The sequence below is a fragment of the Lysobacter sp. CA196 genome, from assembly GCF_052078695.1.
Taxonomy (GTDB): domain Bacteria; phylum Pseudomonadota; class Gammaproteobacteria; order Xanthomonadales; family Xanthomonadaceae; genus Lysobacter.
On the sequence record NZ_JBQJIN010000006.1, the window covers coordinates 181,747 to 203,662 of the forward strand.

At 66.5% G+C, this 21,916-nt stretch carries 18 protein-coding genes; 13 read left to right on the forward strand and 5 right to left on the reverse strand.

Annotated features, from left to right (window positions below; all coding sequences use genetic code 11):
* Window positions 1-4 precede the first annotated feature (4 nt).
* On the forward strand, window positions 5-1,729 hold the full coding sequence (recJ, locus tag ACTOWK_RS08335) for a single-stranded-DNA-specific exonuclease RecJ (RefSeq protein ID WP_441329709.1): 1,725 nt from the start codon (window positions 5-7) through the stop codon (window positions 1,727-1,729).
* Here the strand turns inward: recJ and ACTOWK_RS08340 are convergent.
* The 3 genes from ACTOWK_RS08340 to ACTOWK_RS08350 all read right to left on the reverse strand — a co-directional run bounded on the left by ACTOWK_RS08340 (window position 1,701) and on the right by ACTOWK_RS08350 (window position 4,578).
* A complete protein-coding gene (locus ACTOWK_RS08340) occupies window positions 1,701-2,051 on the reverse strand; it encodes a hypothetical protein (RefSeq protein WP_441329710.1) in 351 nt (116 codons plus the stop codon). The genes recJ and ACTOWK_RS08340 overlap by 29 nt on opposite strands.
* A gap of 27 nt (window positions 2,052-2,078) precedes the next feature.
* Window positions 2,079-3,125 (reverse strand): type VI secretion system protein TssA, encoded by a 1,047-nt coding sequence (gene tssA, locus ACTOWK_RS08345; protein ID WP_441329711.1) that lies wholly within the window; start codon window positions 3,123-3,125, stop codon window positions 2,079-2,081.
* A gap of 472 nt (window positions 3,126-3,597) precedes the next feature.
* Window positions 3,598-4,578: a siroheme synthase gene (locus tag ACTOWK_RS08350; protein ID WP_441329712.1), complete on the reverse strand. Its 981-nt coding sequence runs from the start codon at window positions 4,576-4,578 to the stop codon at window positions 3,598-3,600.
* Between the two features lie 86 nt (window positions 4,579-4,664).
* On the opposite strand from ACTOWK_RS08350, the gene ACTOWK_RS08355 reads away from it, so the two are divergent.
* Entirely contained in the window at window positions 4,665-5,240 is a 576-nt protein-coding gene (locus ACTOWK_RS08355; RefSeq protein ID WP_441329713.1) for an ANTAR domain-containing response regulator, read from the forward strand.
* Between the two features lie 7 nt (window positions 5,241-5,247).
* Complete coding sequence (locus tag ACTOWK_RS08360; RefSeq protein WP_441329714.1) at window positions 5,248-6,324, forward strand: CmpA/NrtA family ABC transporter substrate-binding protein; 1,077 nt, start codon at window positions 5,248-5,250, stop codon at window positions 6,322-6,324.
* Window positions 6,325-7,188: 864 nt separating this feature from the next.
* Here the strand turns inward: ACTOWK_RS08360 and ACTOWK_RS08365 are convergent.
* Window positions 7,189-7,662, reverse strand: coding sequence for a DUF1456 family protein (locus ACTOWK_RS08365; protein ID WP_031372738.1), 474 nt, complete (start codon window positions 7,660-7,662; stop codon window positions 7,189-7,191).
* A 473-nt stretch (window positions 7,663-8,135) separates the two neighbouring features.
* Between ACTOWK_RS08365 and ACTOWK_RS08370 the strand changes: the two genes are divergently transcribed.
* The gene (locus ACTOWK_RS08370; RefSeq protein ID WP_441329715.1) at window positions 8,136-9,278 is read left to right on the forward strand and encodes a serine hydrolase domain-containing protein; all 1,143 of its coding nucleotides are present in this window, start codon (window positions 8,136-8,138) and stop codon (window positions 9,276-9,278) included.
* Window positions 9,279-9,296: 18 nt separating this feature from the next.
* Here ACTOWK_RS08370 and ACTOWK_RS08375 read toward each other — a convergent pair whose 3' ends face one another.
* Complete coding sequence (locus tag ACTOWK_RS08375; protein ID WP_441329716.1) at window positions 9,297-10,058, reverse strand: glutathione S-transferase N-terminal domain-containing protein; 762 nt, start codon at window positions 10,056-10,058, stop codon at window positions 9,297-9,299.
* A 236-nt stretch (window positions 10,059-10,294) separates the two neighbouring features.
* On the opposite strand from ACTOWK_RS08375, the gene ACTOWK_RS08380 reads away from it, so the two are divergent.
* The 9 genes from ACTOWK_RS08380 to cobA all read left to right on the forward strand — a co-directional run bounded on the left by ACTOWK_RS08380 (window position 10,295) and on the right by cobA (window position 21,864).
* On the forward strand, window positions 10,295-10,741 hold the full coding sequence (locus ACTOWK_RS08380; protein WP_441329717.1) for a hypothetical protein: 447 nt from the start codon (window positions 10,295-10,297) through the stop codon (window positions 10,739-10,741).
* A gap of 110 nt (window positions 10,742-10,851) precedes the next feature.
* Window positions 10,852-11,457, forward strand: a complete 606-nt coding sequence (locus ACTOWK_RS08385) for a hypothetical protein (RefSeq protein WP_441329718.1) — start codon at window positions 10,852-10,854, stop codon at window positions 11,455-11,457.
* Window positions 11,458-11,506: 49 nt separating this feature from the next.
* Complete coding sequence (locus tag ACTOWK_RS08390) at window positions 11,507-12,097, forward strand: hypothetical protein (protein ID WP_441329719.1); 591 nt, start codon at window positions 11,507-11,509, stop codon at window positions 12,095-12,097.
* A 550-nt stretch (window positions 12,098-12,647) separates the two neighbouring features.
* The gene (locus tag ACTOWK_RS08395) at window positions 12,648-12,908 is read left to right on the forward strand and encodes a hypothetical protein (RefSeq protein ID WP_441329720.1); all 261 of its coding nucleotides are present in this window, start codon (window positions 12,648-12,650) and stop codon (window positions 12,906-12,908) included.
* A 1,301-nt stretch (window positions 12,909-14,209) separates the two neighbouring features.
* Window positions 14,210-15,379, forward strand: a complete 1,170-nt coding sequence (locus ACTOWK_RS08400) for a nitrate/nitrite transporter (RefSeq protein WP_441329754.1) — start codon at window positions 14,210-14,212, stop codon at window positions 15,377-15,379.
* 20 nt (window positions 15,380-15,399) lie between these two features.
* Window positions 15,400-17,853: a nitrite reductase large subunit NirB gene (nirB, locus tag ACTOWK_RS08405; protein WP_441329721.1), complete on the forward strand. Its 2,454-nt coding sequence runs from the start codon at window positions 15,400-15,402 to the stop codon at window positions 17,851-17,853.
* Between the two features lie 3 nt (window positions 17,854-17,856).
* Window positions 17,857-18,201, forward strand: coding sequence for a nitrite reductase small subunit NirD (gene nirD, locus ACTOWK_RS08410; protein ID WP_441329722.1), 345 nt, complete (start codon window positions 17,857-17,859; stop codon window positions 18,199-18,201).
* Window positions 18,201-21,032: a nitrate reductase gene (locus ACTOWK_RS08415; RefSeq protein WP_441329723.1), complete on the forward strand. Its 2,832-nt coding sequence runs from the start codon at window positions 18,201-18,203 to the stop codon at window positions 21,030-21,032. The genes nirD and ACTOWK_RS08415 overlap by 1 nt, the downstream gene beginning before the upstream one ends.
* 79 nt (window positions 21,033-21,111) lie before the next feature.
* Window positions 21,112-21,864, forward strand: coding sequence for a uroporphyrinogen-III C-methyltransferase (gene cobA, locus ACTOWK_RS08420; RefSeq protein ID WP_441329755.1), 753 nt, complete (start codon window positions 21,112-21,114; stop codon window positions 21,862-21,864).
* Window positions 21,865-21,916: the final 52 nt, after the last annotated feature.

Here is a 21,916-nt window from a genome sequence, read left to right on the forward strand (position 1 = left end):
CACGATGAAACCCGTCGCACGCTTGCGTCTGCGCGAACCGGCCGAAGCCGGGTCGTGGCCGGACGCAATTCCGCCGTTGCTGCGCCGGGTCTACGCCGCGCGCGGCGCGACCTGCGTCGAACAGGCTCAGCCGCGGTTGACCCAGTTGCTGCCGCCGGACGGCATGCTCGGTCTCGATGCGGCGACCGCCTTGCTCGCCGATGCTATCGCCGCCGATCGCCACATCGTCGTGGTCGGCGATTTCGATTGCGACGGCGCCACCGCCTGCGCGGTCGGCGTGCGCGGCCTGCGCATGCTCGGCGCGCAACGCGTATCGCATGCGGTGCCGAACCGTATCGTGCACGGCTATGGCCTGTCGCCGGCCTTGGTCGAAGAGCTGGCGCAACTGCAACCCGATCTGCTCGTCACCGTCGACCACGGCATCGCCTGCCACGCCGGCATCGCCGCGGCGCGCGGCCGCGGCTGGCAAGTGCTGGTCACCGATCACCATCTGCCCGGCGAACACCTGCCGGTCGCCGACGCCATCGTCGACCCGAACCAACCCGGCGATGCCTTCCCGAGCAAGATGCTGGCCGGGGTCGGGGTGATGTTCTACGTGTTGCTGGCGTTGCGCCGGCGCCTGCGCGACGTTGGTACTTTCGGCGACGGCAACGGCCCCGACCTCAGCGTCTTGCTCGACCTGGTCGCGGTCGGCACGGTCGCCGACCTGGTGCCGCTCGACGCCAATAACCGCGCCCTGGTCGCCGCCGGCCTGCGCCGTTTGCGCGCCGGGCAGGGCTGCGCCGGCCTGCGTGCGTTGATCGAAGTCGCGCAGCGCGATTACCGGCGGCTCACCGCATCCGACATCGGCTACGCCCTGGCGCCGCGTCTCAACGCCGCCGGCCGCCTCGAAGACATGGCGCTCGGCATCGAATGCCTGTTGACCGAGAACGCCGCGCAAGCGCGCGACATCGCCTCAACGCTCAACGAGATCAATGCCGAACGTCGCGCCGTGCAGCAGCAGATGACCGACGAGGCCGAACTCGCCTTCGCCCGCGTCGCTATCGACGCCGCGGCGATGCCGATGGCGCTATGCCTGTTCGACGACGATTGGCATCCCGGCGTGGTCGGGCTGGTCGCCTCGAAAATGAAGGAACGCCTGCACCGGCCGGTGATCGCATTCGCACCGGCCGAGCCGGGCAGCGACCACCTGCGCGGTTCGGCGCGTTCGATTCCCGGTTTCCATATCCGCGACGCCCTGGCCGACGTCGCCGCACAGCATCCGGACCTGATCGAACGCTTCGGCGGACATGCGATGGCTGCTGGGCTGTCGCTGCGCCTGGATGCGTTCGAAGCCTTCCGCGAGGCCTTCGAGGCCTGCGCCCGCCGCGTCCTGACCCCGGAACTGCTGCAGGCCGACGTGCTCAGCGACGGCGAACTCGAAGTCGGCGAATTCGACCGCGCGCATGCCGAATCGCTGCGCGACGGCGGCCCCTGGGGCCAGGGTTTCCCCGAGCCGACTTTTTCCGGGAATTTCGAGGTGGTCAGCTATCGAGTGCTGAGCGAGAAGCACCTGAAGCTGGTGCTCCGCCTGGAGGGCAGGGCGGAGCCATTGAGCGCCATCCACTTCAACAGCTGGGATGGCGTTCCTCCGCCGAAGCACGTCTTGGCGGCATTCAAGCTCGAGCCGGACGACTACCGAGGCGGGGACGCGATCCAGCTCAATGTTGTCTACCGAGAGTCGGTCTAAAAACCACTCTGGCCGCTCCGACCGCTTCGCCTGGACACCATTCTTCGAGATCGTAGGTATCGCCATGCAAGTACATTTGTTTCGAGGGCCCGGCCGCGTCTTCGGCTTCACCAGCGATTTGTCCGGCGCCAATCTGCCTGCGCAGTTTGCCCCTTGGTCGCATTTCAAGAGCGTGGAAATGCGGCAGGGCGAGCCCATGGCTGGCGTCGATGTCGATGAGTGCCTCGCGGACATGCAGACCTTCGGCGTGCACGTAACCGATGCTCACGTCCGCATTACCGAGCAAGCGGTGCAGCACGGCGAACGCGGGTAGCTTATTCATGGCCGGCAACTCGCGGCTTGGCAAGATTCACTCGGCCGGTACGTACGCCGAAGTGCCGGCCAGGCTCTGCACATGCGCCAACGAGGCCGGCACCAGCTCGCGCACGATGTCGCAGAAATTCATGTCCATCAGCCGCAGGGCGCGTCGGATCAGCAGCGGCGCCGGATGGCTGGGTTCGTAGCGTTCCAGGTAAGCGCTGGCTTGTTCGAGGGCCAGCGCGACATCGTCGCGCGAACGAAATTCCAGCATCGCCGCGGTGGCCTGGCGGATGACCCGCTCGCCGCAGGCGTCCGGACGCAGATCCGGCGTGGCCTGGCCGTCCAGCGGCGCGCTCGCGTCCAACACCACGTGGACGACGCGCAACGGCGCCTCGATGGCGCTGAAATCAGGCACCAGGCTCGGGTCGAGCGCTTGCCCGAGCCGCGCCTTGATCCGCGCGAGCACCGCGAGGATGTGCACGACCGCGAAGACTTCGGTCTGTCCGCCGGATCGCGCATTGCGCAGATCGATGGCCAGGCTGCTGCGTTCTGCGCTGCAACCGCTCGGCAGGCCCGCCACGCGCGCCTCGACCAGGGCGCGCACGGTTTCGCGCAAAGTCAGCACGCCGTGGCGGTCGCGCAGCAAGGTCGCATTGCGGATCGACTTGCCGATGCTCGTCGCGTCGGCGATCGCGGCGATCGCATACAGACGCGGCAGCGGGTCGTAGCGGCCGAGCACGTCGAGCCGCGGATGCACTTCCAGCCAGTAGCGTTCCAGCCATTCCTCGATCAACTCCAGGCCCTTGGCGAATCCGGGCAGACCGTGGCGTTGCAACCAGGCGTGAGTCAACAAGGCGGCGATGCGCAGATCCTTCGACCGCGCCAGCAGCTTGCAGGCTTCGCGTTCCACGGCGAGCCAATCGGGCGGCTCGACGGCGAGCACCGAAGCGCCGCACAGCGGCAGCTCGCGACCGGCCGCCATGCGCAACAGGCCGACATAGTCTTGCTCGTGGTCGAGGTTTTCTCCGCATGGGCGATCCGTTTCGATCGGCCCGGTCAGCGAAGACGCGCATTGGAGTGTGTCGAAAGGAAGCATCCCAACCGTCCTCAGTCCTTAGTGACGTGATTTGCTCGTTCGGTGTTGAATGTTATGGATAACAGTCATGCCGGAGTCTAACAACGACGATGCCCGCCGGGTCCGCTCATGATCTGTGCCGCGTGGTCAATGTAATTCCAGGCACATTGGCGAGGGGCCGAGGAACCATGGCCGCATAAGCGGCTGCGGAGATGACGGATCGTCCAGACGCGATAAGTGGACCGAATCTGAAACTTGCGTTTGCCGCGTGCCTCGGGACTCGAAGCGCGAGTGGACGAGGCGAAAGCATGAATTCGTTGTGAATATGCTTTGATGCATATTCGTGCTTCCAAGGCTGGTCCCGCGATTTCGCCGTGGTCGGGACGATCGACCTGGTTCAGATCGCTGCTGTCGCTGGCGCGCGATTTCTTTGTCCGGGCACTTGCTCGGCCGAGCGCAGCGACTTCGCCGAGCGCTGCCTGCGCTCGTGTGCTTACGAGGCCAGGCCCGCGATCACTTCGTGCGCGACGCCGTGTTCGCTGAGCCGCTTAACCAGCGCATCGCCGGGCGCGGTGCGGAAAGCATCGCCGGGTTGCAGACAGACCACGCAATCGCCGGCTTCGACGCGATCGAGCAGCAAGCGCCATTGCGCTTCGGCATCGGCCGGCAGCGGCCGGCGTGGCGCATCGCGTCGCGCCAACACCAATACCGCTGCGGCAACCGCGGGGCCGTACAACAACACATCGGCCTGATTGAGCGCACGCAGCGCGCGCAAGGTCAGCTGCCCGACCTCGCCGCTGCCGGTGCCGACCAGTAGCGCCACGCCGCTGCGCGAGACCGTGTCGCTGTGTTGCAGGGCCAAGCGGAACGCCTGCTCGGCCTGTTCGCTTTCGCCACGTTCGAGTAAACCCGGCACCGGGCCGTCCAGCACCTGGTCGAACCAGCGCCGCCGTTGCGCGAGCTGCGGCAGGGCCTGGCGGATCGCGTCGCGGTGGCGTTCGAACAGGCCGGCGAGTTCGCCGAGCGAAGGGTCGAGCTGCGACTCCAGGCGCTCGCGCAGGCGCCGGGCCAGCATCGGCGCGGCGCCGCCGGAGGAGATCGCGACCTGCAAGGGCGCGCGGTCGACCAGGGCCGGGATCTGGAAGCTCGACAGGGTGGCGTCGTCGACGATATTGGCCAGACGCTTGCGGCGTCCGGCCTCGTCGGCGAGGCGCTGATTGAAGGCGTGGTCGTCGGTGGCCGCGACCAGCAGCCAGGCCTGGTCGATCCAATCCGGGTCGAACGCCCCCTCGCGCCGGCTCAGCCGACCCTCGTCGAGCCACTGTCGCAGTGTTTCGTGGAGCGCATGGGCGTGCACCTCGACCCGCGCCCCGGCCTGCAGCAGGGCTTCGATCTTGCGGGTGGCGACCTCGCCGCCGCCGATCACCAGGACCTCGCGGCCGGACAGGTTGGCGAACAGGGGAAACAGCGCCATGCGGGTTCCTGAGGGCGGCGGGGGTGGCTCGCGGCCGCTCATGTTGCATGGCAACATGGGGTCGAACTCCGCTAGCCAGGGCTGCAATGCTACGCGTCCTCTTGGTCACCGACACCGACAAGCCGATCGGCCAGCTGCGCAACGCGCTGCAGGCGGCCGGCCACGAGGTGCTGGACGAAGTGGCCGCCACCGGCGCCTTGTTGCGGGCGGTGGAGACGCAGCAGCCGGACGTGGTGATCGTCGACGTCGACTCGCCTTCGCGCGATTCGCTGGAGCAACTGGCGATGCTGCACCAGCACGCGCCGCGGCCGGTGGTGATGTTCTCCGCCGACGGCGACCACCAATTGATCCGCGCCGCGGTCGGCGCCGGCGTCACCGCCTACGTGGTCGACGGGCTGGCTCCGGAACGGCTGGCGTCGATCATCCAGGTGGCGCTGGCGCGCTTCGAGCAGCAACTGCATATCCGCCGCCGGCTCGACGACGTCCAGCAGCAGTTGCTCGACCGCAAGCTGATCGACCGCGCCAAGGGCGTGTTGATGGAAAAGCGCGGCATGAGCGAAAGCGAGGCCTACGCCGCGCTGCGCCAGCAGGCGATGCGGCAGGGCGCGAAGCTGGTCGACGTGGCGCGCCAGATCATCGCCATGGCCGACCTGATCGGATGAGGGCCGCATGACTATCGACGACGAGCTGCCGACCTTGACCCTGGGCTATATGCCGCTGATCGACTGCGCGCCACTGATCGCGGCGGTGCGGTTGGGGCTGGACCGCCGCCACGGCCTGCGCCTGGAACTACGGCGGCAAGCGTCCTGGGCCGCGGTCCGCGACAAGCTACTGTCCGGCGAACTCGATGCCGCGCATGCGCTCGCCGGCCTGGTGTATGGGATCGACGCCGGCATCGCCGGGCCGCAGGCCGATCTGGCGATCCTGTTGACCCTCAACCAGAACGGCCAGGCCATCGCCTTGTCGCCGCCGTTGGCGCAGGGTCTTGCTGCAGGCCGGCCCTTGCGCGAACTGCTGGCGGAACTGCCGAGGCGACCGGTGTTCGCCCAGACCTTTCCGACCGGCACCCACGCGATGTGGCTGTATTACTGGCTCGCCGCGCAGGGTGTGAACCCGATCGACGATATCCGCAGCCTGGCCCTGCCGCCACCGCAGATGCCGGCGGCGCTCGCCGACGGCGAACTCGATGGGTATTGCGCCGGCGAACCCTGGGCGACCCAGGCCGAAGCGCTCGGCGTCGGCCGGCTCGCGATCCGCAGCGGACAATTGTGGCCGGGGCACCCGGAGAAAGTATTGGCCTGCCGGCGCGAGTTCGCCGCTTTGCAGCCGGAGCTCGCGTTGGCGTTGACCGCGATCCTGCTCGACGCCTGCCGCTGGCTCGACGATGCCGAGCACCGGCGCCAAGCGGTGGCCTGGCTGGCGCAGCCGGAGGTGATCGGTTTACCCGCGGCCTCGATCGAAGCCTGTCTGCTGCCGGGCGGCGCCATCGACGCCAGCGACAGCGGCCTGCGTTTCCACGACGACGGTCGGGTCAACTTCCCCTGGCTGTCGGACGGGCGCTGGTTTCTGCAGCAATTCCGTCGCTGGGGCTGGCTGGCGCCGGGCAAGCCGGGGGAAGACGCGACCCGCCTCGGTAATATCCACCGCCTCGATACTTATCGCGAGGCGGCGCAGCGACTGAACATCGCGGTTCCGGCCGTCGACAGCCGCGGCAGCCTGTTGTTCGACGGAACGGTTTGGGAGTGACGAAACGTGGCGAATCGGCTGCCTGTAGGAGCGACGTGAGTCGCGACCAAGGGACGCACAGGGACACCAAGGCCGATGTCATCCATCGAAGCGGCTCGGTTTCGCCGGGGTAGGAGCGGCGCAAGCCGCGACCGCCATGCTTCGGTCTTGCTGCGTATCGCTCACGCAAGATCTAGATCAAACGCCCAAAGCTTCCGCCACTAAAGCGGCGGGTTACTTTCTTTTGTCTAAGGATTTTTCATACGGGACATCCCTGTCCCGATGAAAAACGGCCCGCATCCCTGCGGGCCGCCCTCCGGGCCTCCTGTTGCCTTCGGGAGTGCGCGACGGCGCACAGCAACAACAAATGCTTAAGGCAACTGCAGGGGCGGTTGCAAGGGCTGGACATGCTGCCTCTGGGTAGGAGCGGCGCAAGCCGCGACCGCGAATCTGCCGTTGCCTGCGCAGGCGGTCGAGGTTGCGCGGTCGCGGCTTGCGCCGCTCCTACCCAAGAGCAACGACGACCGTTGCCGTTGCCGTGAAAGCTTGGCGCAGTACCGAACTCGCGATGCGATCGTAGACCCGGAGGGCGGCGCACAGGACGTGTGCCCAGCCCCTAAATAGAATGCCCCGATAGGACAAGGATGCCCTATCGAAAAATCCCGGCGACAGCTGCGTACTCGCAGGGGAGCTTCGTCAAGGAAGGCCTCCCTTTGGTTAGCTTTCTTTTGGGCCACGGGACGCGCAGAGTCCGCAACGCCTTTGCCATCGATCGAAGGAGTGCATCGTCGCGAGGCCATCACAACGCGGTCGCGACTCGCGTCGCTCCTACCCCGCGAAAGTTCGAAACCTCGAACAGGGCGACGGCCGTGCCGCTGCTCGGCCTCAGCCGCCGCCGCGCACGCGCAGGGTCAGGCCCTTGAGGAAGTTGCGCAGCAGCTGATCGCCGCACAGGCGGAAATTCTTGTGGTCGGCCTGGCGGAACAAGGCGGTCAGTTCCGGCTTGGAGATCGGGAAGCCGGCGTCCTGGAAGGCCTGGTGCATGTCGACGTCCTTCAGCTCGAACGCGACGCGCAGTTTCTTCAGCACCACGTTATTGGTGACCCGCTTTTCGACCGGGCGCTGCGGCTGGCTTTCGTCGCGGCCGCGGTAGTGGAACACCAGCCCGTCGAGGAAATGCGCGAGCACCAGGTTGCTGCACTCGGCATAGCCTTCCTCGTCCTCCTTCTTCAGGAACGCCAGAATGTCGGCCTTTTCCAGGGCCAGGTTCGGGTCGGCCAGCTTGGCGATCTCGACGACCTTGAGGTCGCTGAGGTCGAGCATGTAGCGGATGCTGCGCAGTACGTCGTTGTTGATCATCGGTGTTCCATGGCGCCGCGCCTGTTGCAGCCGAAGGCGGGCGGTAGTGAGTTCGGGGCTTTCGTCGTGCCGGCGGTGCCGGACGCGAGGCCGGCCGCGGGAAAGTGGTGGGGTGGGCCATTTTGGCATCCCTGGCCGCGCAGGGGTGAACGGGGTCGTTCAGCCACCTCGTCGTCGAGGCCGTTCGGCTGCGCTGATCGCCTAAACCGAATGCTCGCAGGGCGCATCCAAGCCGATGTTCGCGTCCGGCAAGGGGCTGTCGCCGGCCGCGAGACCTGGGGCCTTCCCATCGTCCCGGTGCCGGCACCGCACCGGGCGTCGTTCGCGTTCGCATCCACGGCAAGGTTCGGCTTTGCTCGAACCCGGTCGCCATTCCATCTGAGAGGGTACCTATGACCCGCATCGCGCCCACGCAGCATCCGTTCCGCCCCGCGAACCGCCCCAGGAAGCGCCTTAGCCTGCCGATAGCCGCGATGGCCTTGGCCTTGGCATGCGGGGCGGCGACCGGCGCGCCGGTATCCTCCGGAGCCGACACGCCGACACCGGCCTTCGTCGCGACCATCGAGAGCGAAGTGCCGGCATTGATGCAGTCGGCCAAGATCCAGGGCGCTGCGGTGGGGCTGATCGTCGATGGCGAACTGGTCTACGCCAAGGGCTTCGGTTTCGCCGATCACGCCGGCAAGGTCCCGGCGACCGCCGAGACCGTGTTCCTGGCCGCGTCGCTGTCGAAACCGATCGCGGCCTGGGTGGCGATGAGCCTGGTCGAGCAGGGCAAGATCCGCCTGGAGCAACCGGTGGCCGAGTTGCTGTCGCCGTGGCCGCTGGCCGCAAGCCAGTTCGACCCTCGCGCGATCACGTTCCGCCATCTGCTGTCGCACACCGCCGGCACCACTCTCGGTGGCTACCAGGGCTGGCTCGACTTCAAGGAGCTGCCGACTCTCGAGGAATCGCTGGCCGGCAAGACCAACGGACGCGGTGCGGTCGAACTGTTCGCGCCGGCCGGAGCGCAATTCCAGTACTCCGGCGGCGGCTACACCTTGATGCAGCTCGCGATCGAGCGCGGCACCAAACGCAAATACTCCGAACTCGCGCAAGAGTTGGTGTTCGGACCCTTGGGTATGAAGCATTCGAGCGTGGCGATGACGCCACCGCTGTTGGCCGGCGCGGCGCAAGGCCATGGCGACGACGGCAGCCCGGTGCCGATGCGCTACTACGTCGAGCAGGCGCCCTCGACCCTGAGCACCACGGTCGAGGATTTCTCTCGATGGATGATCGCCGGCATGGCGAATGCCGATGGAACGACTATCGGCCCGATGTCCCGACAGCAACTGGCGCAGATGTTCGAACCGGCGAAGCTCAGCACCGAACGCGCTCCCGGCGCCGCCGTCTATGGGCTCGGCCATTTCATCCAACGCCTCAGCGACGGCAGCACCGCGGTCGGCCACGACGGCCGCAATCAGGCCGGATTCCGCGCCAACTTCCTGATGCGTCCGCAGCAACGCGACGGCATCGTCTTCTTCAGCAACTCCCGCACCGGCCTGGCGCTGGACCGCATCATTTGCCTGTGGACGGCGGATGCGGCGAAGGCCGATCCGGTGGCAAATTGCAAGAAGTAGAGCGAGGGGCAGGGGCAATCAGCGTGCGATTGCCGACAACTGCGAGTAGGTGGTTACAGGCGAGCGCGCCAGAGACGCTCGCCAATCCAGCAGGTCGCTGAATTCCTGCGCGAGTTGCGGGTCGCTCCAGCACTGGCGGCTGGCCGGGCCGAGCGGTGGCTCGGTGCGGGCGATGGGGGCGATACCTTCGAGCACCACCGCCATGACGATGTCGGCATAGCCGAAGCGCTCGAACAGATAGCCGCTGCCGGAGCGATCAAGACCTTCGCGCAGTCGTTCCAATGCACGACGCAAGGCGTCGGGGACGAGCAGGTGTCGATACTTCCTGTCGAGCCTGCGCGCAGCATCGCGGGCGACGAAACGCAGCGGCGGGCGCAAGGGCGCCGGCAACAGGCCGGCCAGGGCTTCGTCGAGGGCGGTGGGACTGGCAAGCACGCCGCGCACCACGCGTGTGCGGATTTCGGCGAGCGCGGCCTCGCTGAGTTCGTTCCAGGCGGCAATCGCGGCGAAATCGCCGAGGCGGCCGTCGCCGGCGTGGGCATCGGCATAGAGGGCGATGTCCCAGGAACCGTGCACGACCTGTGCCGGGGCCAGCAGCACCGGTACCGAGACCGCACCCGACCACTGCCGCATGCGCCAACGCAGCCAGGGTTCGCTCAGGGTCGGCGTGTACTCGCGATAAGCGAAGGGCCGGCCGCAGTGCTCCAGAGCCCAGCGCGCCTTCTGCGTCCACGGCGAAAACGATTCGCCGACCAAGAGCATTACCGGATCTGCCTTCATAGGTGTTCTCCCGCCCGGATGGTCGCTGCGTGCATGACCCGACGCTACGTCGCTTCTGGCCACGGCCTCTTGCGCGCAAGCCCTCCGATCGAGGCGTCTGGTTTGCGGTTCGGCGACTGGGTACAGTAAGGCCTGAGATCGGCTAAGTATGCAGCGCCTTTTAGGCCTGCAGCTTGCCTAGGCCTTGGACGAGGACGTCAGCGCGTGAGTCGGACTGCAATTATCCAAGGCAAGCGATGAGATACCTCCTGGCTCTGTTCGCCCTGCTGCTCGCAGACGCAGCTTGCGCTACATCCGTGCTCCCGAAGCCTCTCAAAGAGATGGTCAGGGAGGCGGATCATGTCGTAGTCGCGACGGTCGAGTCGGTGGACATGGTCGGCGGCCGCGGCAAGCCGATTACCGATCCAAGGGCGCGTACAGGGCCCGGATCGAAGAACCGGATGCGCTTCAATCTGCGGATCAAGGAACTGTTGTTCACCCGTTCGCCAGCGCTGCCGCCGACCTTGCGCGTGCCGTTGTGGTCGGCTTGGCATTACGAGCTGGGCAGCATGCGGGAGCAGGTAACGGGTTCGACCGGGATTTTCCTGCTCAAGGGCGACGATTACCAGCCGGTCTATCCGGCCGATTTTCAGCGCCCGCTGGACGAGCGCGAGCAAATCGAGCGCCTGCTGCAGTCCCGGTAAGCGCGGGACTCCGCAGCGGCCCGACTGGCCTTGCGGCTTCGGCGTTAATGGCCCTGTTTCGCCGTCCGTGGTGCTTGCTACTTTTCCGGCAGGCCCAGGAGGACAGTCGGATGAAGCAGATCGGTTACGCGCTCGGCGCCGCGCTATTGGCGGCGGCAATGCTCATGGCCCCGGTGGCGATGGCGACGCAGGACCCGCCCAAGACGACGAAGCCGGCCGATCTGTCCGGCCTGCACGATTTCGATTTCTTGAACGGACACTGGAAGACCAAGCACCGCCGTCTCAAGCAACGCTTCGTCGGCAGCGGCGAATGGATCGAATTCGACGGCAGCTTCAGCCAGCGCCCGTTGATGGACGGCTGGGGCAATACCGGCGACAACGTCTTCAACATGCCCGGCGGTACGTATCGCGGGGTCAGCCTGCGTGCCTACGACGCCCAGACCGGGCAATGGTCGGTGTGGTGGCTCGACGGGCGTAACCCTGGCGACGACCTCAGCCCGCCGAACAAGGGGCGCTTCGAGCGGGGCCTCGGGCGTTTCTTCGCCAAGGACACGATGCAAGGTAAACCGGTGTTGGTGCGGGTGACCTGGTCGCAGCCCAGCCCGGATGCGCCGCGTTGGGAGCAGGCGTTCTCGATCGACGACGGCAAGACCTGGGAGCTCAACTGGGTCACCGATTTCATCCGGGTCGATGCCAAGACCGCCGCCGCCGACTGAACCGGCGCGATCCCGTCGCCACGTTTCTGCCAACTCGATGAAAACACTCATGACCGATTCGATCGATCGACGCCGTCTGCTGCAACTATCGCTCGCAGCCGTTCCTGCCTTGATCTTGTTCGGCAACACCGCCACCGCAGAAGAAACCACGAAGGCGGGCGAGGGCCGCGCCGGCGCCGAGCGCGATTTCGATTTCTTTCTCGGCAGTTGGGAGGTCAAACATCGCCGCCTCAAGCGGCGGCTGGCGGGCAATAACGACTGGGAGGAATTCGACGGCAGCACCCGCTGCCAATCCCTGCTCGGTGGTGTGGCCAACCTCAACGACAGCGTGTCTTATCGCGGCGGCGGCGTGTATCGCGGCATGGGCCTGCGCGCGTTCGACGCCAAGACTCAGACCTGGGCCGACTGGTGGCTCGACGGCCGCAACCCGGTGAAGATCGACACGCCCGGCATCGGCCGATTCGACGGTCGTGTCGGCACCTTCTTCTCCGAGGACCTCCATGAAGGCCGGCCGGTGCGGGTGCGCGGCGTGTTCACCCATCTCAGCGACGACCGCATGCAGTGGGAGCAGGCGTTCTCGCCCGACGCCGGAAAGACTTGGGAAACCAACTGGGTGATGCGCTATACCCGGACCGGGTGAGGCGAGGGAAGAACACTCGCCGTCCGCCAGCAGGTAAGTCGCGAAAACGATGTTTCCGGCTGAAGTGATCGAGGTTTCGTTGAATCATGAAGCCGCGCCGATCGTATTCGGCGCGGCTTCGTCGTTCTCGGTCGCTGCATGCGGCTGATTCCATGAGGCGATACTCCTGCTCGGCAGCGTGCGGCTAGCGCGGTCGCGCGAGCACGATGATCCATGCATGGTCATCTGCCTTGAGATGGATTATCTAGCACATCTATGTGTGCCGAAGTTCGCAACGAAGCGCTCGTCTTGAGTGTGCCATCTTTACTAGAGTTCATATTTTCATAAGAAAATAGAGCGCTGTATCACGGTTATTTTGTAAGCTCGGTTTGAGACCTTGCATGGCAGCGATGCCCGCAACGTCGAGCAAGGGCACAAGGAAGGGTGCCGGCCATTGGAGGTGTCGCCTGCGCAGACTTTGGTCTATCGGCGACGCGGTTTCTCCAAGGCCTGCGAACGGAATCGCGACCAGTCCATCGAGCTACAGCTGATTCGTCAGCGGAAGGTTCGCATGAGCATCCAAATCGTCGGTCGTAACACAGCCGTTCCAGCAGCGCCGAGCATCGAACAGGCAAAGCCGGAACCGGAGGCGTCCTGCACGAAGGTCATACACAGCACCGTCTTCTCGGGGCTGGGCGTGGGCACTCAGGTGACCTTGATCGTGCACAGCGAAACCATGAGCGATCAACACGTCTCCCTGCTGCACGACAATTGCCTGAAAGCGCTGGAGCGCGCGGCCCGGTCGGTGTGCGAGCAAGTCGCAGCGGCTTGAGGCGTTGGTTGTGTAGTCGACGCGCTAGTCGGGAGGAGGGTGCTTTTACCCGAAGCTCCGCTGCCGCTGCCGCTGCCGCTGCCCCTTGCTTGCGCCTCTGCCGTTGCAATTGCCTTGCCTGTGCCTGTGCCTGTGCTGTTGCTGTGCGTCGCCGAGCACTCGCGAAGGCTAAAGAAGACCCAGAGGGCGGCCCGCAGGGATGCGGGCCGTTTTTCATCGGGACAGGGATGTCCCGTATGTAGATCCCCGCGTCGGCATCAATCGTGTGGGCCTGTGATTCAAAACAAAGCAACTTCTTTGGTTAGCTTTCTTTTGTTGCTTTAGACAAAAGAAAGTAACCCGCCGCTTTAGTGGCGGAAGCTTTTGGCGTTTGATCTGGATCATGCTTGAGAGATGCGCCGCAAAATCGAAAGAACGCGGTCGCGACTCGCGTCGCTCCTACCCTGATGGGGCTGAGGCCGGCATCGACGCGAGATTGAGGCGTCGTGGTCGCCGCTTCTAGGGTAGGAGCGGCGCAAGCCGCGACCACGCCCTGTCGGCTTCCGGCGTGTCCATCAATCAAGAGCAGAGCTTCCGTCCGCTGACGCGGCCGGGTTACTTTCTTTTGCTGGCCCAAAAGAAAGCTAACCAAAGAAAAGGCCTTCCTTGCAAGGGCACAAGCCCGCACGAGCGATGCATACGCGGGGATGCTCCAGACAGGCCATCCATGGCCTGCTTGCGCACGGCCCGCATCCATGCGGGCCGCCCTACGGGTCTTCTGTTGACCGGCAGAGCCAAGGCCAAGGCCAAGGCCAAGGCAAAGGCAAAGGCAAAGGCAAAGGCCAGGCAAAGGCCAAGGCAAAGGCCAAGGCAAAGGCAAAGGCAAAGTCGCAGCAGGCGTCGATGATATGGAACCCATGCACCCCGATGCTGCGTCGCACAAACATGGTGCAAGCCCGCTCGATTTTGGAGCGCGGCTCCCCGCGGATTCCGCACGAGCATTCGCATCGTCCACTCAAGTGATTGAATTCGCGACGAACCTGCATCGCGCGGCCAGCCACGAAAAGTTGGCACGGCTATTGCGTAGCCTTGCTTGCGGGTGCAACGGCGCATCGGCGACAACCTGATTCCGGCAGACGGGCCAACGGCGGCCCGGTTTGTCGAAGACAACGGCGTCTTTCCGGTGCGAACCGGGAAGGCGCCGTTTTCGTTTCTCCCCCTCACGGCTGCCGCGGAATGCCTGGATCGGTCATACGCGGCGGCCCCGTTCGGAGATTGCGCGGATGGATCGATCCTTCTGGCGGGCCGGGCATACGCCCACGCTGTTGTCGGCTTTTCTGTATTTCGATTTGAGCTTCATGGTCTGGTACCTGCTCGGGCCGATGCAGGTGCAGATCGCCCAGGCGCTGCATCTGGACACCCAGCAACGGGCCTTGATGGTGGCCGCGCCGATTCTGTGCGGCGCGGTGTTGCGCTTGTTCCTGGGGATGTTCGCCGACCGCGTCGGCGCCAAGCGCGCCGGCCTGATCGCGCAGGCGGTGGTGATCGCGGCCCTGTTGGCGGCGTGGTGGCTCGGGGTCGACAGCTTCGTCCAGGCCTTGTTGCTCGGTTTGATGCTGGGTGTTGCCGGGGCGTCGTTCGCGGTCGCCTTGCCGCTGGCCTCGCGCTGGTATCCGCCCGAGCATCAGGGCACGGCCATGGGCATCGCCGGCGCCGGTAATTCGGGCACGGTGCTCGCGGCCTTGTTCGCACCTGCGCTGGCGGCCGCGTTCGGTTACCAAAGCGTGTTCGGTCTGGCTTGCATTCCTTTGTTGCTGGTGCTGGTGGTGTTCGCGGTCTGCGCCAAGGACGCGCCGGTCGATACGCCGAGCAAGCACTGGGCCGATTACGGCCGGGTGCTGGTCGGCAACCGCGACTCGTGGTGGTTCATGCTGTTCTACGCGATCACGTTCGGCGGCTTCGCCGGTTTCGCCAGCGCCTTGCCGGGCTATTTCCACGACCAGTTCGGCTTCGAGCCGAAGATCGCCGGTTGGGCGACCGCGGCCTGCGTGCTCGCCGGCTCGGTGATGCGGCCGCTCGGCGGGGCGATTGCCGACCGCATCGGCGGCACCCGCACCTTGCTTGCGGTGTATCTCGCGGTCGCGACCCTGGTCGCGGTGGCCGCGCTCGGTATCGGCGGCCCGGTCGCGACGGTGGCCTTGTTCGTCCTCACTTTGCTGTGCTTGGGCGCCGGTAACGGCGCGGTGTTCCAACTGGTGCCGCAGCGCTTCGGTGCCGACATCGGCCTGATGACCGGCTTGATCGGCATGGCCGGCGGCATCGGCGGCTTCCTGCTCGCGGCCGGTATGGGCGTGTTGAAGCAGCACACAGGCAGTTATGCGCTGGGCCTGTGGCTGTTCGCCGGTTGCGCGGCGTTGGCCTGGGGCTTGTTGGCGAGCCTGCGCCATCAGTGGCGCCACCGTTGGGCGGCGCTCAGCGCCGCGCGCGTCTGAACCGGTCCCGGAGCGAATTCATGAAGAAACCCAGATTGGTCGTGGTCGGCAACGGCATGGCGGGCGCACGCACGCTCGAAGAGCTGTTGAAGCTGGTCCCGGACATGTACGACATCACCGTGTTCGGCGCCGAGCCGCATCCGAACTACAACCGGATACTGCTGTCGCCGGTGTTGGCCGGCGAACAGGCCTTCGACGACATCGTGCTCAATTCGCTGGCGTGGTACGCCGAGCACGACATCCGTCTGCATCTGGGCAAGGAAGTCACCCGCATCGACCGGGTGCGGCGGCGGGTCATCGCTGCCGACGGCACCGAGGCCGAGTACGACCGCCTGTTGATCGCGACCGGTTCGCTGCCCATCGTGTTGCCGGTGCCGGGCAAGGACCTCAAGGGCGTGATCGGCTATCGCGACATCCACGACACCCAGGCCATGATCGACACCGCCAAGGTGAAACGGCATGCGGTGGTGATCGGCGGCGGCCTGCTCGGGCTGGAAGCGGCCAACGGCCTCAAGCAACGCGGCATGGAGGTGACGGTGGTGCACCTCGCCGGCTGGCTGCTCGAACGCCAGCTCGATCCGGTCGCCGGGCAGTTGCTGGAGAAATCGCTGACCGAGCGCGGCCTGAAGTTCCGCCTCAATACTTCGACCCACGAACTGCTCGGCAACGCGCAGGGCGAGGTGACAGCGGTGCGCTTCTCCGACGGCAGCGAGGAGCCGGCCGACCTGGTGGTGATGGCGGTCGGCATCCGCCCGAACATCCAGTTGGCCCAGGCCTCCGGCATCCACTGTGCGCGCGGCATCGTCGTCAACGATTCGCTGCAGACCTTCGACCCGCGCGTCTACGCGGTGGGCGAATGTGTCAGCCACCGCGGCATCGCCTACGGCCTGGTCGCGCCCTTGTTCGAACAGGCCAAGGTCTGCGCCAATCACCTGGCCAACTACGGCATCGGCATCTACAGCGGCTCGGTGTCCTCGACCAAGCTCAAGGTCACCGGCATCGACCTGTTCTCGGCTGGCAACTTCATGGGCGGCGACGGCAGCGAAGAGATCGTCCTGTCCGACCCGGCCGGCGGCGTCTACAAGAAGCTGGTGATCAAGGACGACCGCCTGATCGGCGCCTGCCTGTACGGCGACACCAACGACGGCGGCTGGTACTTCAAGCTGCTCAAGGACGGCAGCCGCATCGACGACCGCCGCGACCAGCTGATGTTCGGCGAAAAGGCGCTCGGCGATTCCGGCACCGCCGGGCAGAACCGGGCCAGCGCGATGAGCGACCGCGACGAGGTCTGCGGTTGCAACGGGGTGTGCAAGGGCACCATCGTCAAGGCGATCAACGAGCAGGGCTTGTTCACCGTCGACGACGTCAAGAAGCAGACCAAGGCGGCGAGTTCCTGCGGTTCGTGCACCGGCCTGGTCGAGCAGATCCTGATGAATTGCCTGGGCTCGAACTTCCAGGAGACGCCGAAGACCAAGGCGGTCTGCGCCTGCACCGACCACAGCCACGGCGACGTGCGCAAGGCGATCCGCGAGCACCGCTTGTTCACCCACGCTGCGGCCTACGCCTTCCTGGAGTGGCGCACGCCGAACGGCTGCGCGACCTGCCGGCCGGCGATCAATTACTACCTGCTCTCGACCTGGCCGCGCGAAGCGGTCGACGACCCGCAGTCGCGCTTCATCAACGAGCGCGCTCACGCCAACATCCAGAAGGACGGCACCTTCTCGGTGATCCCGCAGATGAAGGGCGGGGTGACCAATGCCGGCGAACTGCGGCGCATCGCCGATGTCGCCGACAAGTACGCCGTGCCGATGCTCAAGGTCACCGGTGGCCAGCGCATCGACCTGCTCGGGATCAAGAAGGAAGACCTGGTCGACGTCTGGAAAGACCTCGGCATGAATTCCGGCCACGCTTACGGCAAGTCGATCCGCACGGTGAAAACCTGCGTCGGCAGCGAGTTCTGCCGCTTCGGCACCCAGAACAGCACGCAGATGGGGATCGACCTGGAAACCATGCTCGCCAACATGTGGAGCCCGCACAAGGTCAAGCTGGCGGTGTCGGGTTGCCCGCGCAACTGCGCCGAATCCGGGATCAAGGACGTCGGCATCATCGCGGTGGACTCGGGTTGGGAGATCCACATCGGCGGCAACGGCGGCATCAAGACCGAGGTCGCGCGCTTTCTGGTCAAGGTCAAGGCCAGCGACGAAGTGCGCGAATACACCGGCGCCTTCCTGCAGTTGTACCGCGAAGAGGCTTACTACCTCGATCGCACCGTGCACTACATCGCCCGGGTCGGCATGGACTACATCGTCCAGCGCGTGGTCGAGGACGCCGGCAACCGCAAGGCCTTGTTCGAGCGCTTGCTGTACGCGCTGGAAGGCTTGCCCGACCCTTGGGCCGCGCGCGTCGCCGGGGCGCGCCCGCGCGAGTTCCAGCCGCTGCGCATCGCCGCCACCCTCGTCGACGCGGGGGCCTGAACCATGGAATCGACTGCTACCTGGTTGCGCGTGTGCCGGCTCGACGACATTCCGGTGTTGGGCGCGAGGGTATTGGAAGTGGCCGGGGCCGACAACATCGCCTTGTTTCGCACCGCCGGCGACCGCGTGTTCGCGATGGTCGACCGTTGCCCGCACAAGGGCGGACCGTTGTCGCAGGGCATCGTCGCCGGCGACCGCGTCACCTGTCCGTTGCACGGTTGGAACATCGCCCTGGCCAGCGGCGAAGCCTGTGCGCCCGACGTCGGTTGTGCACGCAAGTTCCCGGTGCGCATCGACGGCGACGAGGTGTGGCTGTCGCTCGGCGAAGCGGCGAAGGGAGGCGGCTGATGGACGAGCTGGCGCTGCGCGAGGAGATCGAAACCGCGCCGGCGCCGGCGGCGCCGTTGCGGCGCACCCGCACTCGCTCGGTGTGTTGTTACTGCGGGGTGGGTTGCGGAGTCTTGATCGACGCCGAACACGGCCCGGACGGCAGCCGCATCGTCGGCATCGAAGGCGACCCCGAGCATCCGGCCAACCAAGGCCGTCTGTGCACCAAGGGCCGCAGCCTGCCGCAGACCGCGAGCAGCCAGAGCGGGCGACTGTTGAAGCCGGAGCTGCGCCACCTGCGTCAGGAGCCGCGACGCCCGGTCGATTGGGCGCTGGCGCTGGATACGGTGGCCGACCGCCTGGCCGGCATTGTCCAGCAGCACGGACCGGATGCGGTGGCGTTCTACATCTCCGGGCAGTTGCTGACCGAGGACTACTACGTCTTCAACAAGCTCGCCAAGGGTCTGCTCGGCACCAACAACATCGACACCAACTCGCGCCTGTGCATGTCGAGCGCGGTCACCGGCTACAAACTGGCGCTCGGCGCCGACGGCCCGCCGACTTGTTACGAAGACCTGGTGCTGGCCAAGACCGTGTTGTTCGCCGGCAGCAACATGGCCTATGCGCATCCGGTGCTGTTCCGTCGTCTGGAAGCCGCGCGCGAACGCGACTCCGAGGTGCGCTGGATCGTGATCGACCCGCGCCGCACCGACACCGCGGCGATGGCCGACCTGCACCTGCAGATCCAGCCCGGCACCGACGTGGCCTTGTTCAACGGCATGCTGCATCACCTGATCTGGGAAGGCCGCATCGATGCGGCCTTCATCGCCGCGCACACCGAAGGCTTTGCCGAGCTCAAGCAATTGCTGCGCGACTACACCCCGCGCATGGCCGCGGAGTTGTGCGGCATTGCGGTCGCCGACCTGATCCAGGCCGCGGAGTGGTTCGGCCGCGACGCCGCGGCCCTGTCGCTGTATTGCATGGGCCTGAATCAGTCGGCGCACGGCACCGACAAGAACCTGGCCCTGATCCATCTGCACCTGGCCACCGGCCAGATCGGCAAGCCGGGCGCGGGACCGTTCTCGTTGACAGGCCAACCCAATGCGATGGGCGGACGCGAAGTCGGCGGCATGGCGACCATGCTGGCCGCGCATCGCGAGATCGGCAACGCCGGCGACCGCGCCGACCTTGAAGCACTGTGGGGGCTGCCCGCACACAGCTTGTCGGCCAAGCCCGGCTTGTCCGCGGTGGCCTTGTTCGAGGGCTTGCGCAGCGGCCGGGTCAAGGCGGTGTGGATCGCCTGTACCAATCCCGTGCACTCCATGCCCGACATCGGCCAAGTGCGCGAGGCCTTGCAACAGGCCGAGTACGTGATCGTGCAGGAAGCCTTCCGCAACACCGACACCGTGCCCTATGCCGACGTGTTGTTGCCGGCGGCGAGCTGGGGCGAGAAAGACGGCACCGTGACCAACTCCGAACGGCGCATCTCGCGGGTGCGTGCGGCGGTGCCGGCACCGGGGCAGGCCAAGCCGGACTGGTGGATCGCCAATGAAGTGGCGCGGCGCCTGGAAGCGCGGTTGGGGCCGCCCGGCGCCGCGCCCTTGTTCGGCTTCGAGCAGCCGGCGCAGATCTTCGATGAGCATCGTCGCCTGACCGTCGGCCGCGATCACGACATCGGCGGGCTCGATTACGCGCGCCTGGACACGCAAGGGCCGCAGCAATGGCCGTTGCCGGCCGGTGCCGCGCAGGGGCAGGCGCGCCGCTACGGCGACGGCGTGTTCGCCACCGCCAACGGCCGCGCGCGGTTTCATTCCACGCCGTACCGGCCGGTGGCCGAAGCGACCTCGGCGCGCTTTCCGCTGCGCTTGCTGACCGGCCGCCTGCGCGATCAATGGCATGGCATGTCGCGCAGCGGAAGGGTGCCGGGCGCGTTCGCGCACAGCCCCGAACCGGGTCTGCGCATGCAGCCGCATGACGCGGCGCGGCGCGGGCTGACGCACGGCGATCTGGTCAAAGTGATCAGCAAGCGCGGCGAATTGGTGCTGCCGCTCGAACTTTCCGACGAGGTCGCCTCCGGCACGGTATTCGCGGCGATGCACTGGAGCGGGCAATTCCTGTCCAGCGGCGGCATCAACGAAGTCAGCCAACCGGCGGTGGACGCGCGTTCGTTGCAGCCCGAGCTCAAGCATGCGGCGGTACGGGTCGAGAAGGCCGAGTTCGGTTGGCATCTGCTTGCGGCGCGGCGCGGCGATGCCTTGGGCCTGCAGGCGGCAGTGCAACCGCTGCTCAAGGACTGCGGCTTCGCAGCGCTCGGCCTCAGCGCCGATGCGACCGCCGAGGGGACGTCCAATACCCGCGGCGGCGCGGCCGACGACCCGGCATGGCTGGTGTTGCGCGCGGCCTGCGAGACCGCGCCGCCGCCGGAATGGCTGGAGGCCTTGGGCGAGGCGCTGCAGTTGCACGCCGGCCGCGACACCCTGGAATACCGCGACGCGCGCCGCGGCCTGTTGAAGCGGGTGTCCTGGCGTGCCGACAGCGTCGACAACCGCATCGACGGCCTGTTGCTGACCGATGCACAGCGTCATGGCGCCGGCGAGGCCTTGCTCGATTCGGCCTTGTCCGGACGTGCCTGGAGCGGTTCGCGGCTCGCCGTGTTCGCCCAGTCCGGCGGTGGCGGGGCGCGCGATGCGGTGGTGTGCAACTGCCTGCAGATCCGCGAGTCGAGCATCCGCGCCGAGATCGCGCGCGGCGCCGGCATCGCCGAACTCAAACAACGCCTGGGCTGCGGCACCGTCTGCGGTTCTTGCGGGCCACAACTGAACCAGCTGTGCCGCCAGGAGGCGCAGGCGTGACGACGAATCCCCGGGCCATCAAGACGGAGTCATCATGGATCGCATCGTTTCCGACCCTCTCCGGCGCGCGCCCTGCGAAGTGGTGTTGCTGTCGGCCGGCCCCGGCGACCTGGAGCTGCTGACGATCAAGGCGGCGAAAGCTCTCGCCGCTGCCGACGTCGTGCTGCTCGACGAACTGGTCGACCCGCGCATCGTCGAACTGGCGCCGCTGGCGCGAGTGATTCGGGTCGGCAAGCGCGGAGGTTGCCGCTCGACCCCGCAGGCTTTCATCTGCCGGTTGATGCGGCGTTATACGCTGCAGGGGCAGCGGGTGGTGCGGGTGAAGGGCGGAGACGCGCTGTTGTTCGGCCGCGCCGGCGAGGAGATCGATTTCCTGCGCCGTGCCGGCATCGAAGTGCGCATCGTCAACGGCATCAGCGCCGGTTTCGCCGCCGCGGCGAGCCTGGGCGTGTCGCTGACCCATCGCGATCATTGCCACGGCATCACCTTCGTCACCGCCCACACCCACGATCACGGCGAACCGGATTGGGGCGCACTCGCGGCCACCGGCACCACCCTGGCGATCTACATGGGCATGAGCCGCATCGCGACGGTCGCGCAGGGCTTGCTGCGGCATCTGCCGGCACATACCCCGGCGGCGATCGTGCAGGGCGCGAGCCAGGCCGGCGAAACGCGCTTGTCGACGACACTGGAACGATTGGCCGGCGACGCCGCGGGCATCGGCATGGGTACGGGCGGTGGCCGGCCGGGTGTGATCCTGGTCGGTGCGGCGCTGGCCGAAGCGCGCGCTGACGCTACGAACACCCTTGCGGGTCGAGTCGGTCTGGCCTGAAAAAATTGTGTCGACCGGCGCAAATCTTCGCGTCTTCCGTTGAGATCGCGGT